Genomic DNA, 15,674 nt, shown 5'->3' on the forward strand with positions numbered 1-15,674 from the left:
TCGGAACGGCCCGTCGCCGTGCCCCTCGGCGAACTGGAGAATCGCGATCCGTCCGCTCAGCCCGGGGTGGGCGCCGCTGACGGTCGGCATCATCTGGAGGGATACGCTGCGCAACCGGCCCAGCTCCGGCGGGCGTTCGAGTCGTCAGCGCATCGCACAGACCGGCACCTCCCCCTGCCGACGAGCCGGACAGCTTGGACAGCACCGGACAACTCGTGGACGATCACGACAGGCAACTGATCTTCGGGGGAACGGGACTTCGATGCGCACCAGCCGTACGGCCTTCTCCATGGCGGCAGCCGTCTGCGCGCTGCTGACCGCCTGCACGGGAGGCGGCGGTGACGCGGACGTGCCACCCGTCCCGGACGCGTCCCCGTCGACCGTGGAGCCGCCGCCTCAGGGACCACTGACCGCGCCCGAAGTGGACCTCGGCCAGAAGGAGGTCCTCGCGGAGGGCCCCCGACGCGGCACCTGGCGAGGCGGTACCGCGGCCACGCACCCGGAGGGTGACCTCAGCATCACGGTGCACTGCCTGTCTCGGTCGAACCCGGCCGACCTCACCGTAAGATTCGACGACGGCGAGTTCGGCGCCCCCTGCTCCAACCTTCACCAGACGGCGGTCACGAACCTGATGGAAGCGGCCTCCGCCGGGAAACTCCGCATCACCGTCGCCACGGAGGAAACGGTCCGCTGGTACATCAGCGTGCAGGTCGCCTCCGGGTAACGCCCCGACGGAGTACAGCGGGCCCTGCTCGCTCGGGCGAGTGATCACGCACCCCCGACGCCCCCCACGTGAACATGGAGCCACCCCGGACCGGTGACGGGCGACCGGGCCGGGGCGGCGGTGTCGGGGGCGTGCGGGAGGCCGCTCAGTGCTTGTGCTTCGGGCCCTTCGGCCCCTTCGGGCCGCCCTTCCCGCAGTCGTCGTGACGGGCGTCCTTCAGCGTGTCGCGCAGCGCGTGGTACGCCGGCTTGCGGTCGAAGTCCTCCGTCATGACCGTCGCGAAGCCCTCGCCCTCGAAGAACACCGGGACCCACGAGTACTTGTCGGTGAAGCCCCAGATGGTGAACGAGTTGCAGCCCTCGACGTCCAGGCACGCCTCGAGCATCCGCTGGTAGTACTCGGCCTGCTGCTTCTCCTGGGCCGGGGTCGGGAGCGAGCCCTCGGGCACGTCCATCCGGACGTCCAGCTCGGTGACCGCGGTCTCCAGGCCGAGCGCGTCGAAGCGGTGGAGGTTGTCGGCGAGGTCGCCGGGGAAGCCGTAGCGCGTGCTCAGGTGGCCCTGCACGGAGAAGCCGTGCACCGGCACCCGCTGCTTGAGCAGGTCCTTCACCAGCGCGTAGTACGCGTCGCTCTTCGCGTTGACGCTTTCGACGTTGAAGTCGTTGAAGAACAGCTTCGCCTTCGGGTCCGCCTTGTGCGCCCAGCGGAACGCGTCCGCGACGATCTCCGGACCGAGCTCACGGATCCAGATGTTCTCCTGCGTGCGCAGGTTGCCCTGGTCGTCGAAGATCTCGTTCGCCACGTCCCACTGCTGGATCTTGCCCTTGTAACGGCCGACCACCTTGGTGATGTGCTCGCGCAGGATCGAGCGCAGCTCCGCCTTGGTGAAGTCGCCCTCCTCCAGCCACGCCGGGTTCTGGCTGTGCCACAACAGCGTGTGGCCGCGCACCACTTGGCGGTTCTTGCGGGCGAACTCGACGATCGCGTCCGCCTGCTCGAAGTCGTAGCGGTCGAGCTCGGGGTGGATGTGGTCCCACTTCATCTGGTTCTCGGGCGAGACCGAGCTGAACTCCCGCCCCAGGACCTTCCGGTACTCCTTGTCGTACGTGAAGGGGTCCGGGTAGTCCTGCTCCAGGTGGTGACCGCCGCCGGCGACGGCGGTGCCGATCACGAAACCTTCGGGGGCGGCCGCGCGCAGCGGGGCGTGCGAACCGTGGGCGTGCGGCGGCGCCTTGGGCCCGGCCGGCGAGGCGGCGGACGCCGAACCGCCGAGGAGCGGCAGGGCCAGTGCTGCGGTGGCGAGGGCCACGGTGGCGAAACGGAAGGGTCTCATGCGGGGGCTCTCATTCCCGTCGTCATTCTCGAATGTTTCGAAGTGGTATCCGAAACATTAGGGATGGCCGGACGGTACGGTCCCGCCGAGCGGCGCGTCAATACCCGTGCACGTGCGGTGTTTTCGCGGGGCGCTCATCCCGCCGACGGGCGGATCACCTCCTCCGCGACCCACCGGGCGATGCCCTCGGGGAACGGTGCCGGCAGCCCGAGCACGATGTGCGCGAACCCCGCGTCCAGCGCCTCCCCCACGGCGTCCCGTACGGCGTCGGGCCGGTCGGTGTCGACCGGGAGATGGATCGACCGGACGATCGACGCGGGGTCGCGGCCGATGTCGGCGCAGTACCGGTCCAGCAGGGCGCTGCGGCGCACCACGTCGTCGAGGGAGCCGCCCGGGACGTTCCACAGGTCGGCGTGCTCGGCGACCACGCGCAACGTCGCCGACGACCGGCCGCCGACGAGGATCGGCGGATGCGGGCGCTGCACCGGCTTCGGGCTGCCGAACGCCCCCGTCAGCCGGTGGTGCTCACCGTGGAAGTCGAAGGGCTTCTCCTCCGTCCAGAGCCGCCGGATCAGCACGCAAGCCTCGGCGAGGCTCGCCACCGCCCGCGCCGGCTCATGGAACGGCAGCCCGTGCGCCGGATACTCGCGCCACGCCTCGGGCGGATGCGGGCGCGAGCCGACGCCTATGCCGAAGTCGAGCCGGCCGCCCGACACGACGTCGACGGTCGTTGCGATCTTCGCGAGCAGGGCGGGCGGCCGGAACCGGTTGCTGGTGACCATCACCCCCAGTCGCAGCCGCCGCGTCTGCGCCGCGAGGGCCGACAGCAGCGTCCAGCCCTCGAACGTCGGACCCTCGGGGTCGCCCCAGATGGGCATGAGGTGGTCGAACAGCCAGGCGTGCTCGATCTCGGGAACCTCGTCCGCCTCGCGCCAGACGCGGACGAGGTCGTCGTAACCGACCTGTGAGGGCGCGGTCATGATGCCGAAGCTGGGCCGCCCGGGCGGGACGGGCGGACGTGTCGTCGTGTCGGGCATGGGCCGGGGCCCCTTCCGGGTCGGGTGGCGGCCGGGTGGCGGTGGTCAGCGACGGCGGCGCAGGGACGCGTCGAGCAGCGCCGGCGGGGTGTCGAACTTCTCGCCGGGCGCCAGATCGGTCCCCGGGGCGACGATCTCGTCGATCGCGTCGAGGACGTCGGCGGTCAGCACGATGTCGGCGGCGGCGAGCTGCGACCGCAGGTGCTCCATCGTGCGGGGTCCGATGAGCGCGGCCGTCACGGCGGGGTGCGCGTTGACGAAGCCGAGCGCCAGCTGGATCAGGGTGAGCCCGGCCTCGTCGGCGACCTTGGCCAGCCGCTCCACCGCGTCGAGCCGGGCCTGGTTGTGCGGGAGCGAGGGGTCGAAGCGCTCCGGCAGGACCGCCGAGCGGTGGGTGGTGACCTCACGCCCCACGCGCACTGCCCCGGACAGCCAACCGGAGGCCAGCGGGGACCAGGCCAGCACGCCCATGCCGTACTCCTCCGTCACGGGCAGGACGTGGGCCTCGATGCCGCGCTGCAGCATCGAGTAGCTGGGCTGCTCGGTCACGTAGCGGCCGAGCCGGTGCGCGCGGGCGGCCCACTGCGCCTGCACGATGCGGTACGCCGGGAAGGTCGAGGAGCCGAAGTAGCGGATCTTGCCGGCGCGCTGGAGGTCGGTGAGGGCCGACAGGGTCTCCTCGTCGCTGGTCGTCGGGTCCCAGCGGTGCATCTGGTAGAGGTCCACGTGGTCGACGCCGAGGCGGCGCAGGCTGTCGTCCAGGGCGGTGTGGATCCAGCGGCGCGAGCTGCCGCGGTGGTTGCGCTCGTCGCCGATCGGCATGGTCGCCTTCGTGGCCAGCACGATGTCGTCGCGGCGGCCGGCGATGGCCTTGCCGACCATCTCCTCGGACTCGCCCTTGCCGTACATGTCGGCGGTGTCGATGAGGTTGACGCCGGCCTCCAGGGCCGCGTCGACGATGGCGGTGGCCTCCTCCTGCGTGGTGCGCCCGATGGCGCCGAAGTTCATCGCGCCGAGCGCGAGGACGCTGACCTGGACGCCGGTGCGGCCGAGAGTGCGGTACTGCATGCCGTGGTCTCCTCACGAGTAGAATCGGAACAGTGTTCCGGTACGACTCCAACGATACGGAACGCTGTTCCGTTTTTCCAGTCCGAGCGCCCACGGACATGCGTGAGGCGCTTCGGGCAGGCGTGAGACCATGCGGTAGCTGTATGAGTGACGGAGGAAAAGACGCGGTGAACCAGAGCGACGACGGCGCGGGCGGCGGCCCGTCACGGCGCAAGGACGCCCGGCGCAACAAGGAAACGCTGCTGGAGGCGGCCGCCGCGGTCTTCGTCACGTCCGGCGTGGACGCCCCGGTGCGCGACATCGCCTCCCGGGCCGGCGTCGGCCTGGGCACCCTCTACCGGCACTTCCCGACGCGGGCGGACCTGATCATCGCCGTCTACCGGCACCAGGTCGAGGCCTGCGCCGAGGCCGGCCCGGTCCTGCTGGAGTCCACCCCGAGCCCGCACGACGCCCTGCGGCAGTGGATCGACCTGTTCGTCGACTTCCTGGTCACCAAGCACGGCCTGGCCGCCGTCCTGCGCTCCGACCAGGCGGGCTTCGAGGGCCTGCACGCGTACTTCCTCGACCGGCTCGTGCCTGTCTGCACGCAGTTGCTCGACGCCGCGCGGGCGGCCGGGGAGATCCGCGAGGACATCACCGCCCTCACACTGATGCGCGGTGTGGGCAACCTCTGCATCGGCGCGGAGACCGACCCGGACTACGACGCCCGCCGGCTGGCCGCAGTGCTGGTCGACGGGCTGCGCCGCCCGGACTGACGGCCCACCGGGTTGCTGGTTCCGCTTGGGTCGCCCGTAACTCCAGCTCGGCCACTCAGGCCGGGGCCTTCCGCCTCGTGCGCGGTCTTGATGCACACCACGACCCAAGTAACGAACCCTTGCTCGTGCCGCAGGAGGCCGAGGGGAAACATGGTCAGTCGGTCGCGAAACGGCCGTATGCGGTCAGCCGCTCACCAGCACCGCCTGTCCGCCATACGCCAGGCGGATATGCGGCAGCGTTCACGCGACCGAGCGAACCGACCGGCACGCGTTGACGCTCCCGCGCTCCCGAGATCACGAGCTCCCGCCCAAGCGAAAGGGCCCGCACGACCGAAGTCGTGCGGGCCCCTTCAGGTGCTCGCAGCAGGAGCTACCAGGTCAGAACGTCACTTGACGATCTTGGTGACCTGGCCGGCGCCCACGGTCCGGCCACCCTCACGGATGGCGAACTTCAGGCCCTCCTCCATGGCGACGGGCTGGATGAGCTCCACCTTCATCTCGGTGTTGTCACCCGGCATGACCATCTCGGTGCCCTCGGGGAGGGTCACGACGCCGGTCACGTCCGTCGTACGGAAGTAGAACTGCGGGCGGTAGTTGTTGAAGAACGGGGTGTGACGGCCACCCTCGTCCTTCGACAGAATGTAGGCCTGAGCCTCGAACTCGGTGTGCGGGGTGACCGAGCCCGGCTTGATGATGACCTGGCCGCGCTCGACGTCCTCGCGCTTGATGCCGCGGAGCAGCAGACCGACGTTCTCACCGGCCTGGCCCTCGTCGAGCAGCTTGCGGAACATCTCGATGCCGGTGACCGTGGTGGTGGTCTTCTCGGTCTTGATGCCGATGATGTCGACGGTCTCGTTGACCTTCAGGACACCACGCTCGATACGGCCGGTGACGACCGTACCGCGACCGGTGATCGTGAAGACGTCCTCGATCGGCATGAGGAACGGCTTGTCGACGTCGCGCTCCGGCTCCGGAATCGCGGTGTCGACGGCGTTCATGAGCTCGAGGACGGAGTTGCCCCACTCCTTGTCGCCCTCGAGGGCCTTCAGGGCGGAGACCTTGACGACCGGAACGTCGTCGCCCGGGAACTCGTACTCGGAGAGGAGCTCACGCACCTCGAGCTCGACGAGCTCCAGGATCTCCTCGTCGTCGACCATGTCGGCCTTGTTCAGGGCGACGACGATGTAGGGAACGCCGACCTGGCGGGCCAGGAGCACGTGCTCCTTGGTCTGCGGCATCGGGCCGTCCGTGGCGGCGACCACGAGGATGGCGCCGTCCATCTGCGCCGCACCCGTGATCATGTTCTTGATGTAGTCCGCGTGACCGGGGCAGTCGACGTGGGCGTAGTGACGCGTCTCCGTCTGGTACTCGACGTGCGCGATGGAGATGGTGATACCGCGCTGGCGCTCTTCGGGAGCCTTGTCGATCTGGTCGAAGGCCGAGGCCTCGTTCAGGTCCGGGTACGCGTCGTGCAGCACCTTGGTAATGGCGGCCGTGAGGGTCGTCTTACCGTGGTCGATGTGACCGATGGTGCCGATGTTGACGTGCGGCTTAGTCCGCTCGAACTTCGCCTTCGCCACTGGGGTCCTCCTGTGGAGTGGTTCTGTACGCCTTACTTCATCGGCGCCAGGTGATCTTTGCTGGGAAACCCGGGCCCGGGTCATCCCACCGGGTGACGGTGGAATGACCACTTGCAGGCTCCGGGGTCAAGCCTAAAGCGTTGTTACGGAGTCCGTTAAACGGAGCCCCTTATTCGCCCTTGGCCTTCGCGATGATCTCCTCGGCGACGTTCCGCGGAACCTCGGCGTAGGAGTCGAACTGCATGGAGTAGCTGGCACGGCCGGACGTCTTGCTGCGCAGGTCGCCGACGTAGCCGAACATCTCCGAGAGGGGCACGAGACCCTTCACGACGCGGGCACCGGCCCGCTCCTCCATGGCCTGGATCTGGCCACGGCGGGAGTTGATGTCGCCGATGACCTCACCCATGTAGTCCTCGGGCGTGGTGACCTCGACGGCCATCATCGGCTCGAGCAGCACAGGGCCGGCCTTGCGCGCGGCCTCCTTGAAGGCCTGCGAACCGGCGATCTTGAACGCGAGCTCGGAGGAGTCGACCTCGTGGTAGCCACCGTCGAGAAGCGTGACGCGGACGCCCGTCATCTCGTAGCCGGCCAGGATGCCGAACTGCATGGCCTCCTGGGCACCGGCGTCCACCGAAGGGATGTACTCCTTCGGGATGCGGCCACCGGTCACCTTGTTCACGAACTCGTACGAGGCGTCGCCGCCCTCGATCGGCTCGATCGCGATCTGCACCTTGGCGAACTGACCGGTACCACCGGTCTGCTTCTTGTGGGTGTAGTCGACGCGCTCGACGGTCTTGCGGATCGTCTCACGGTACGCGACCTGGGGCTTGCCGACGTTGGCCTCGACCTTGAACTCACGGCGCATACGGTCGACCAGCACCTCGAGGTGCAGCTCGCCCATACCGCCGATGATGGTCTGGCCGGTCTCCTCGTCCGAGTGAACCTGGAACGAGGGGTCCTCCTCGGCAAGCCGCTGGATCGCGACGCCGAGCTTCTCCTGGTCGCCCTTCGACTTGGGCTCGATGGCGACCTGGATGACCGGCGCCGGGAAGTCCATGGACTCCAGGATGACCGGGCTCTTGTCGTCGGACAGCGTCTCACCGGTGGTGGTCTGCTTCAGACCCATGACGGCGACGATGTCACCGGCGCCCACCGACTCGATCTCCTCACGCTTGTTCGCGTGCATGCGGTAGATCTTGCCGATGCGCTCCTTCTTGCCCTTCACGGAGTTCAGCACCTGGGTGCCGGACTCCAGACGGCCGGAGTACACGCGGACGAAGGTGAGCTTGCCGAGGTGCGGGTCGCTCATGATCTTGAACGCGAGCGCGGCGAGGGGCTCCTCGTCCGACGGCTTGCGGGCGACGACCTGCTCCGCGTCCTTGGGGTCGTGGCCCTCGATGGCCTCGACGTCCAGGGGGGAGGGCAGGTAGCGCACGACGGCGTCGAGCAGGGGCTGCACGCCCTTGTTCTTGAACGCGGTGCCGCAGAACACGGGGGTGACGGTGGTGCCGTCGCCCTTGCCGGAGGCGATGGTGATACGACGGATCGCCGCGTACAGCTGCTCCACGGAGGGCTCCTGGCCCTCGAGGTACAGCTCCATCAGCTCTTCGTCGTTCTCCGCGACGGCCTCGAGCAGCTTGCCGCGCCACTCCTCGGCGGCCTCGGTGTGCGTGGCCGGGATGTCGACGATGTCGTACATCTCGCCCTTGGCCGCCTCGGCGGACCACACGAAGGCCTTCATCGTGACGAGGTCGACGACACCCTGGAAGTCGGCCTCGGCACCGATGGGCAGCTGCATGACGAGCGGCTGCGCACCCAGGCGGTCGCTGATCATGTCGACGCAGCGGTGGAACTCGGCACCGGTGCGGTCGAGCTTGTTGACGAAGCAGATACGCGGAACGCCGTAGCGGTCCGCCTGACGCCACACGGTCTCGGACTGGGGCTCGACGCCGGCGACGCCGTCGAACACCGTCACGGCACCGTCGAGCACGCGGAGGGAACGCTCCACCTCGACGGTGAAGTCGACGTGGCCCGGCGTGTCGATGATGTTGATGGTGTGGTCGACGTCTTCCAGCGGCCAGTGGCAGGTGGTGGCAGCAGAGGTGATCGTGATGCCACGCTCCTGCTCCTGCTCCATCCAGTCCATGGTGGCAGCGCCGTCGTGGACCTCACCGATCTTGTAGGAAACGCCGGTGTAGAACAGGATCCGCTCGGTGGTCGTCGTCTTGCCCGCGTCGATGTGGGCCATGATCCCGATGTTGCGGACCCTGGCCAGGTCAAGCGAAGTGGTAGCCATAAGGCTTCAGTCTTCTCTCGGTCTCGATGGGGTCTGCGACTACCAGCGGTAGTGCGCGAAGGCCTTGTTGGACTCGGCCATCTTGTGCGTGTCCTCACGCTTCTTCACAGCGGCGCCCAGGCCGTTGCTGGCGTCGAGGAGCTCGTTGAGCAGACGCTCGGTCATGGTCTTCTCGCGACGGGCGCGGGAGTAACCGACCAGCCAGCGCAGCGCCAGCGTGTTGGCACGGCCGGGCTTGACCTCGACCGGGACCTGGTAGGTGGCACCACCGACACGGCGGGACTTGACCTCGAGGGTCGGCTTGATGTTCTCGAGAGCGCGCTTCAGCGTGATGACCGGGTCGTTGCCGGTCTTCTCGCGCAGGCCCTCCATGGCGCCGTAGACGATGCGCTCGGCGGTGGAGCGCTTGCCGTTCAGCAGCACCTTGTTGATCAGGGAGGTCACCAGAGGGGAGCCGTAAACCGGGTCGATGATGACCGGGCGCTTCGGGGCGGGGCCCTTACGAGGCATTCTTACTTCTCCTTCTTGGCGCCGTAACGGCTGCGAGCCTGCTTGCGGTTCTTGACACCCTGGGTGTCGAGCGAGCCGCGGATGATCTTGTAGCGAACACCCGGCAGGTCCTTCACACGGCCGCCGCGCACGAGCACGATCGAGTGCTCCTGCAGGTTGTGTCCCTCACCCGGAATGTAGGCGGTGACCTCGATCCCGCTGGTCAGACGCACACGCGCGACCTTACGCAGGGCCGAGTTCGGCTTCTTCGGGGTGGTCGTGAACACACGCGTGCAGACGCCACGGCGCTGAGGGGAACCCTCGAGTGCGGGCGTCTTGTTCTTCTCGACCTTGTCCTGCCGGCCCTTTCGGACCAGCTGCTGGATCGTAGGCACTACTTCTCCGGTTTCTGTGTGCCGATGGGTACAGCTAACCTGGAACATCTCCGACCCACGCGGTCGGGTGTGTCGAATCCGGCGGACTCCCACCGCAAGGCAGAAGGAAGCGCTGAATCGCGGTGGCCGTTTCACAGCCCCCGGTGCGGTGTGATGGCACGCACGAAGGCCAGGGCACACCCCAGGCACAAGGTCTGAGCGTACCTAGCTCATGGACTCCGGTCAAAACAAATGGAGTGGGACGCGACACGCCCGACTTCTCGTGGTTCTCCCGGCCGGTACCCGTGGTTCCTTTCGCACGGCACGCCACCCGTCCTCCGGGTTGGCCGGATCGCGCCCTTCACACACCCCGCGCTCAGTACTTTGATCCGTCCGCCGCGGATGAACGGGGGATCCGGTCTGATGACATCGGCGTCATACGGTCCGGACGACGGCGGCCTGGAGGACTGGGTGGTGCCGTTACTGGCGCGTCCGGAGAACGGTGAACGCACCGCGCTGCTCGGGCTCGGCCGCGAGCTGCGGTTCGCGCCGCGCGTCGTACTGCTGCACCAGCGCGAACCGTCCTCCCACGTGCTGTTCCTGGTCCAGGGGTGGACGAAGGTCACGGCCGCGGCCGCCAACGGCTACGAGGCACTGCTCGCGCTGCGCGGCGCCGGCGACGTGGTCGGCGAGTCCGCCGCGCTGACCGGGCGGCCCCGGTCGGCGACGGTGACCGCGCTGGAGCCGGTGCGGGCGGTGGCCGTGGAGCACGCGCGGTTCAAGGAGTTCCTGGGCCGGTCGCCCGCCGTGTCCTTCGCGCTCCTCGGTCTCACCGCTGACCGCACCAGGGCGGCGGACAGGCGGCGGCTGGAGTTCGCCTCGATGAGCGTGCGTCAGCGGTTCGCCGTGCTGTTGCTGGACCCGGCTCGCAGCCACGGTCGCCGTACGGCGGACGTGTCGGGGGCGTTCTCCTGCATCGGCGTGGCCTTCTTCGGCATCTGCGTCGGCGGCATCGCCCTCGCCACCATCGGCACCCTGTACGGTCTGCCGCTGCTGCTCCTGGCCATGCCGTACGCCCTCGCCGCCGTCGGCCGCCGCTCCGAGCTACGAGCCGATCAACACGCGGCGGCGCGGGTTTCGCCCCGATGCCGGCTGCCGTGCTGGAAAAGTTGCACCAGCAGGAGCAGGCGCAGCTCGCAGCGGCCGGGCAGGGTGGCGGTGAACAGGCGAAGGCAACGCCCGCGAGCAGGCTCCTGTCCTCCCACCCCGACCACCACACCCGGCTGCACCACCTGCGGGAGTACCTCCAGCCGTCGCGCTGAGGGCGCTCAGCCCGACGTCGCCGTCACAGCCAGCAGCCCGAACAGCCCCAGGAAGACCAGCCACCCCGCCACCGACAGCCATCCCAGCACCAGCCCTGTCAGCGCCATGCCGTCGCCCGTCTCGCCGGTGCGGCGTATCTCCGACTGGGCCATGTGTCCGAGGACGACGGCCGGGAGGCCGGTGAGGCCGCCCGTGGCCACGCACAGGATTCCGCACACCATGGACGCCAGCGCCTTGCCGTTGGTGCGGGGCTGCGGGCGGGGCAGGAACGCCGGCGGGACCGGGCCGTGGGGTGTCATCGGCTGGGGCGCCGGGCCCTGCGGCAGGTCGGCCACCAGGAGGGACAGCTCCCCCACCGTGCGCGCCGAGTAGGCGCGCGCCACCCGCTTCTCGAACTCCGAGTGGTCCAGGCGGCCCTCCCCGTACCCCGCGCGCAGCACGTCCACCGCGCGCTCACGCTCCGCGTGGGAGGCCAGCATCGACGGGCCGCCGGATCCCGGCAGCGGGGGTCCCTGCCACGGAGTCGGATACGACACGGCTGCCTCCCCAGGGCCGGGACGGACAGTCCCAGTATGAGCGTTTCACCCACTGGCACGCAGCACACGGGCAGTGCGGTTCCACGGCCGCACCCGCGGGCGTGTCCGCGGGCGCACACGCCGAAGGGCGGTCACCCCGTTCGGGGTGACCGCCCTTCGGTTCAGGCGACTCGCTTACTGGTTGTACGGACCGTAGTCGTAGTCCTCCAGGGGAACGGCCTGGCCGGAGCCGGTGCCGAACGGCGAGTAGTCGATGTCGTCGTAGCCGACGGCCGAGTACATCGCGGCCTTGGCCTCCTCGGTCGGCTCGACCCGGATGTTGCGGTAACGGGACAGACCCGTACCGGCCGGGATGAGCTTACCGATGATGACGTTCTCCTTGAGGCCGATGAGCGAGTCGGACTTGGCGTTGATCGCCGCGTCCGTGAGGACTCGCGTCGTCTCCTGGAAGGACGCCGCCGACAGCCAGGACTCCGTGGCCAGCGAGGCCTTGGTGATACCCATGAGCTGCGGCCGGCCGGAGGCCGGGTGACCACCCTCCTGGACCACACGACGGTTCTCGGTCTCGAACTTCGACCGCTCGACCAGCTCGCCGGGCAGCAGCTCGGCGTCGCCGGACTCGATGATCGTCACGCGGCGCAGCATCTGCCGGATGATGATCTCGATGTGCTTGTCGTGGATCGACACGCCCTGCGAGTTGTAGACCTTCTGGACCTCGCCGACCAGGTGGACCTGGACGGCACGCTGACCCAGGATGCGCAGCACGTCGTGCGGGTTGGTGGCACCCACGGTGAGCTGCTGGCCCACCTCGACGTGGTCGCCCTCGGAGACCAGGACCTTGGCGCGCTTCGAGATCGGGTACGCCGTCTCGTCGCTGCCGTCGTCCGGGGTGACGACGAGCTTCTTCGTCTTCTCCGTCTCCTCGATCCGCACGCGGCCGGAGGCCTCGGAGATCGGGGCGACACCCTTCGGGGTACGGGCCTCGAAGAGCTCGACGACACGCGGCAGACCCTGGGTGATGTCGTCACCGGCCACACCACCGGTGTGGAAGGTACGCATCGTCAGCTGGGTGCCGGGCTCACCGATGGACTGGGCGGCGATGATGCCGACCGCCTCACCGATGTCGACCAGCTTGCCCGTGGCCAGCGAACGGCCGTAGCACATCGCGCAGGTACCGACGGCGGACTCGCAGGTCAGGACCGAGCGGGTCTTGACCTCCTCGACGCCGCGCTGGACGAGCTCCTCGATGAGCACGTCGCCCAGGTCGGTGCCGGCCGGGGCCAGCACCTGCCCGTCGACGACGATGTCCTCGGCGAGGCAGCGCGCGTACACGGACGTCTCGACGTCGCCCTCCTTGCGGAGCACTCCGTCCGCGTCGCGGCTCGCGATCTTGAGACGCAGACCGCGGTCGGTGCCGCAGTCCTCCTCGCGGATGATGACGTCCTGGGAGACGTCGACCAGACGACGGGTGAGGTAACCCGAGTCGGCGGTACGCAGAGCGGTGTCCGCCAGACCCTTACGGGCACCGTGCGTGGAGATGAAGTACTCCAGCACGGACAGGCCCTCACGGAACGACGCCTTGATCGGACGCGGGATCGTCTCGTTCTTCGCGTTCGACACCAGACCACGCATACCGGCGATCTGACGCATCTGCATCATGTTGCCTCGTGCACCCGAGTTCACCATCATGAAGATCGGGTTGGTCTTCGGGAAGTTGTCGTTCATCGCCTCGGCGACCTCGTTGGTCGCCTTGGTCCAGATGTTGATGAGCTCCTGCGTGCGCTCGTCCTTGGTGATCAGACCGCGCTCGTACTGCTTCTGGACCTTCTCGTCCTGCGCCTCGTAGCCCTTGACGATCTCCTTCTTCGCCTCGGGAACGACGACGTCGGAGATGGCCACGGTGACGCCGGAACGGGTCGCCCAGTAGAAGCCGGCCGCCTTCAGGTTGTCGAGCGTCGCCGCCACGATGACCTTCGGGTAGCGCTCGGCGAGGTCGTTGACGATCTCGGAGAGCTGCTTCTTGCCGACCTCGTAGTCGACGAACGGGTAGTCCTCGGGCAGCAGCTCGTTGAAGAGCGCCCGGCCCAGGGTGGTGTTCAGGCGGAACGGGTCCCCCTGCTGCCACTCGGCGGCCTCGGTCTCGCCGTCCTCGCCCACCGGCGGGGTCCAGCCGCGCGGCGGGATGGTGCCGACCGGGAAGCGGATGTCGATCTTCGACTGGAGCGAGAGCTCGCCCGCGTCGAAGGCCATGATCGCCTCCGCGACCGAGGCGAAGGAACGGCCCTCGCCCTTGAGGTCGCGCATCTCGCCGTCGGTGGTGAGGAAGAACAGACCGAGGACCATGTCCTGGGTCGGCATCGTCACCGGGCGGCCGTCGGCCGGCTTGAGGATGTTGTTCGAGGACAGCATCAGGATGCGGGCCTCGGCCTGCGCCTCCGCGGAGAGCGGCAGGTGGACGGCCATCTGGTCACCGTCGAAGTCCGCGTTGAACGCGGTGCAGACGAGCGGGTGGATCTGGATGGCCTTGCCCTCGACCAGCTGCGGCTCGAAGGCCTGGATGCCGAGGCGGTGCAGCGTGGGCGCACGGTTCAGCAGAACCGGGTGCTCCGCGATGACCTCTTCCAGCACGTCGTACACGACCGTGCGGCCGCGCTCGACCATGCGCTTGGCCGACTTGATGTTCTGCGCGTGGTTCAGGTCGACCAGGCGCTTCATCACGAACGGCTTGAAGAGCTCCAGCGCCATGGCCTTGGGCAGACCGCACTGGTGCAGCTTGAGCTGCGGGCCGACGACGATGACGGAACGCGCCGAGTAGTCGACTCGCTTGCCGAGCAGGTTCTGACGGAAGCGGCCCTGCTTGCCCTTGAGCATGTCGGACAGCGACTTCAGCGGACGGTTGCCGGGGCCCGTCACCGGGCGGCCACGACGGCCGTTGTCGAAGAGCGCGTCCACGGCCTCCTGGAGCATGCGCTTCTCGTTGTTCACGATGATCTCGGGCGCGCCGAGGTCGAGAAGCCGCTTCAGGCGGTTGTTGCGGTTGATGACACGGCGGTACAGGTCGTTCAGGTCGGAGGTCGCGAAGCGGCCACCGTCCAGCTGCACCATCGGACGCAGGTCCGGCGGGATGACCGGGACGCAGTCCAGGACCATGCCCTTGGGGCTGTTGGACGTCTGCAGGAACGCGGAGACGACCTTCAGCCGCTTCAGGGCGCGGGTCTTCTTCTGGCCCTTGCCGGTGCGGATGATCTCGCGGAGCTTCTCGGCCTCCTCGTCGAGGTCGAAGGACTCCAGGCGCTTCTGCAGCGCCGCGGCACCCATCGAGCCGTCGAAGTACGTGCCGAAGCGGTCACGCAGCTCGCGGTAGAGCAGCTCGTCGCCCTCGAGGTCCTGGACCTTGAGGTTCTTGAACCGGTTCCACACCTCGTCGAGGCGGTCGATCTCGCGCTGCGCACGGTCACGCAGCTGCTTCATCTCGCGCTCGGCACCCTCGCGCACCTTGCGGCGCACGTCGGCCTTGGCGCCCTCGGCCTCGAGCTCGGCCAGGTCGGTCTCGAGCTTCTTGGCGCGGGCCTCCAGGTCGGCGTCCCGGCGGTTCTCGATCTGCTGACGCTCGACGGAGACGTGGGCCTCCAGCGACGGCAGGTCGCGGGTACGACGCTCCTCGTCCACGTACGTGATCATGTACGCGGCGAAGTAGATGACCTTCTCGAGGTCCTTGGGAGCCAGGTCGAGCAGGTAGCCCAGACGGCTCGGGACACCCTTGAAGTACCAGATGTGCGTGACGGGAGCGGCGAGCTCGATGTGGCCCATCCGCTCACGGCGCACCTTGGCGCGGGTGACCTCGACGCCACAGCGCTCACAGATGATGCCCTTGAAGCGGACGCGCTTGTACTTGCCGCAGTAGCACTCCCAGTCCCGGGTCGGGCCGAAGATCTTCTCGCAGAAGAGTCCGTCCTTTTCGGGCTTGAGGGTGCGGTAGTTGATGGTCTCGGGCTTCTTGACCTCGCCGTGGCTCCACTGACGGATGTCGTCAGCGGTGGCCAGACCGATCCGGAGCTCGTCGAAGAAGTTGACGTCGAGCACTATGCGTCAATCCCTCTCAGGGTTGTAAGTCATGGGGTCTGAAACGGGGGTCCTGGGGCCGGCGGCCTTCACGGGG

General features: G+C 68.3%; 13 protein-coding genes and 1 pseudogene. 4 read left to right on the top strand and 10 right to left on the bottom strand.

Annotated features, from left to right (window positions below):
• The first annotated feature begins 262 nt into the window (after positions 1 to 262).
• On the top strand, positions 263 to 724 hold the full coding sequence (locus tag ACF1AG_RS31230) for a hypothetical protein (RefSeq protein ID WP_391810759.1): 462 nt from the start codon (positions 263 to 265) through the stop codon (positions 722 to 724).
• Positions 725 to 869: 145 nt separating this feature from the next.
• Here the strand turns inward: ACF1AG_RS31230 and ACF1AG_RS31235 are convergent, their stop codons facing one another.
• The 3 genes from ACF1AG_RS31235 to ACF1AG_RS31245 form a co-directional block, all read right to left on the bottom strand.
• Positions 870 to 2,057, bottom strand: coding sequence for an endo-1,4-beta-xylanase (locus ACF1AG_RS31235; protein ID WP_359599693.1), 1,188 nt, complete (start codon positions 2,055 to 2,057; stop codon positions 870 to 872).
• A gap of 134 nt (positions 2,058 to 2,191) precedes the next feature.
• Positions 2,192 to 3,094: an LLM class flavin-dependent oxidoreductase gene (locus ACF1AG_RS31240; RefSeq protein WP_391810760.1), complete on the bottom strand. Its 903-nt coding sequence runs from the start codon at positions 3,092 to 3,094 to the stop codon at positions 2,192 to 2,194.
• A 45-nt stretch (positions 3,095 to 3,139) separates the two neighbouring features.
• A complete protein-coding gene (locus ACF1AG_RS31245; RefSeq protein WP_391810761.1) occupies positions 3,140 to 4,162 on the bottom strand; it encodes an aldo/keto reductase in 1,023 nt (340 codons plus the stop codon).
• 167 nt (positions 4,163 to 4,329) lie between these two features.
• On the opposite strand from ACF1AG_RS31245, the gene ACF1AG_RS31250 reads away from it, so the two are divergent.
• Positions 4,330 to 4,917 (top strand): TetR/AcrR family transcriptional regulator, encoded by a 588-nt coding sequence (locus ACF1AG_RS31250; RefSeq protein ID WP_387795043.1) that lies wholly within the window; start codon positions 4,330 to 4,332, stop codon positions 4,915 to 4,917.
• A gap of 386 nt (positions 4,918 to 5,303) precedes the next feature.
• Here the strand turns inward: ACF1AG_RS31250 and tuf are convergent, their stop codons facing one another.
• From tuf to rpsL, 4 genes are all read right to left on the bottom strand, one after another.
• Positions 5,304 to 6,497, bottom strand: a complete 1,194-nt coding sequence (tuf, locus tag ACF1AG_RS31255; protein WP_048458061.1) for an elongation factor Tu — start codon at positions 6,495 to 6,497, stop codon at positions 5,304 to 5,306.
• 169 nt (positions 6,498 to 6,666) lie between these two features.
• Positions 6,667 to 8,793: an elongation factor G gene (fusA, locus tag ACF1AG_RS31260; RefSeq protein ID WP_058916773.1), complete on the bottom strand. Its 2,127-nt coding sequence runs from the start codon at positions 8,791 to 8,793 to the stop codon at positions 6,667 to 6,669.
• 39 nt (positions 8,794 to 8,832) lie between these two features.
• Positions 8,833 to 9,303, bottom strand: coding sequence for a 30S ribosomal protein S7 (rpsG, locus tag ACF1AG_RS31265; RefSeq protein WP_003998848.1), 471 nt, complete (start codon positions 9,301 to 9,303; stop codon positions 8,833 to 8,835).
• A gap of 2 nt (positions 9,304 to 9,305) precedes the next feature.
• Positions 9,306 to 9,677 (bottom strand): 30S ribosomal protein S12, encoded by a 372-nt coding sequence (gene rpsL, locus ACF1AG_RS31270; RefSeq protein ID WP_003948652.1) that lies wholly within the window; start codon positions 9,675 to 9,677, stop codon positions 9,306 to 9,308.
• A 402-nt stretch (positions 9,678 to 10,079) separates the two neighbouring features.
• Between rpsL and ACF1AG_RS31275 the strand changes: the two are divergent.
• Positions 10,080 to 10,610, top strand: a pseudogene (locus ACF1AG_RS31275) (Crp/Fnr family transcriptional regulator); the annotation flags it as partial.
• On the opposite strand, the gene ACF1AG_RS31280 reads toward ACF1AG_RS31275, so the two are convergent.
• Positions 10,550 to 10,723 (bottom strand): hypothetical protein, encoded by a 174-nt coding sequence (locus ACF1AG_RS31280; protein ID WP_359599742.1) that lies wholly within the window; start codon positions 10,721 to 10,723, stop codon positions 10,550 to 10,552. The pseudogene ACF1AG_RS31275 and the gene ACF1AG_RS31280 overlap by 61 nt on opposite strands.
• 90 nt (positions 10,724 to 10,813) lie before the next feature.
• Between ACF1AG_RS31280 and ACF1AG_RS31285 the strand changes: the two genes are divergently transcribed.
• The gene (locus ACF1AG_RS31285; RefSeq protein WP_359599743.1) at positions 10,814 to 10,978 is read left to right on the top strand and encodes a hypothetical protein; all 165 of its coding nucleotides are present in this window, start codon (positions 10,814 to 10,816) and stop codon (positions 10,976 to 10,978) included.
• A gap of 6 nt (positions 10,979 to 10,984) precedes the next feature.
• Here ACF1AG_RS31285 and ACF1AG_RS31290 read toward each other — a convergent pair whose 3' ends face one another.
• Together ACF1AG_RS31290 and ACF1AG_RS31295 are read right to left on the bottom strand one after the other, a co-directional pair.
• Positions 10,985 to 11,515 carry a DUF1707 and DUF4190 domain-containing protein gene (locus ACF1AG_RS31290; protein WP_359599698.1) on the bottom strand — a complete coding sequence of 177 codons (531 nt, stop codon included), beginning with the start codon at positions 11,513 to 11,515 and terminating at the stop codon, positions 10,985 to 10,987.
• Between the two features lie 174 nt (positions 11,516 to 11,689).
• Entirely contained in the window at positions 11,690 to 15,598 is a 3,909-nt protein-coding gene (locus ACF1AG_RS31295) for a DNA-directed RNA polymerase subunit beta' (protein WP_359599700.1), read from the bottom strand.
• Positions 15,599 to 15,674 lie beyond the last annotated feature (76 nt).

This window comes from Streptomyces sp. NPDC014764, from assembly GCF_043082785.1.
GTDB lineage: Bacteria > Actinomycetota > Actinomycetes > Streptomycetales > Streptomycetaceae > Streptomyces > Streptomyces althioticus.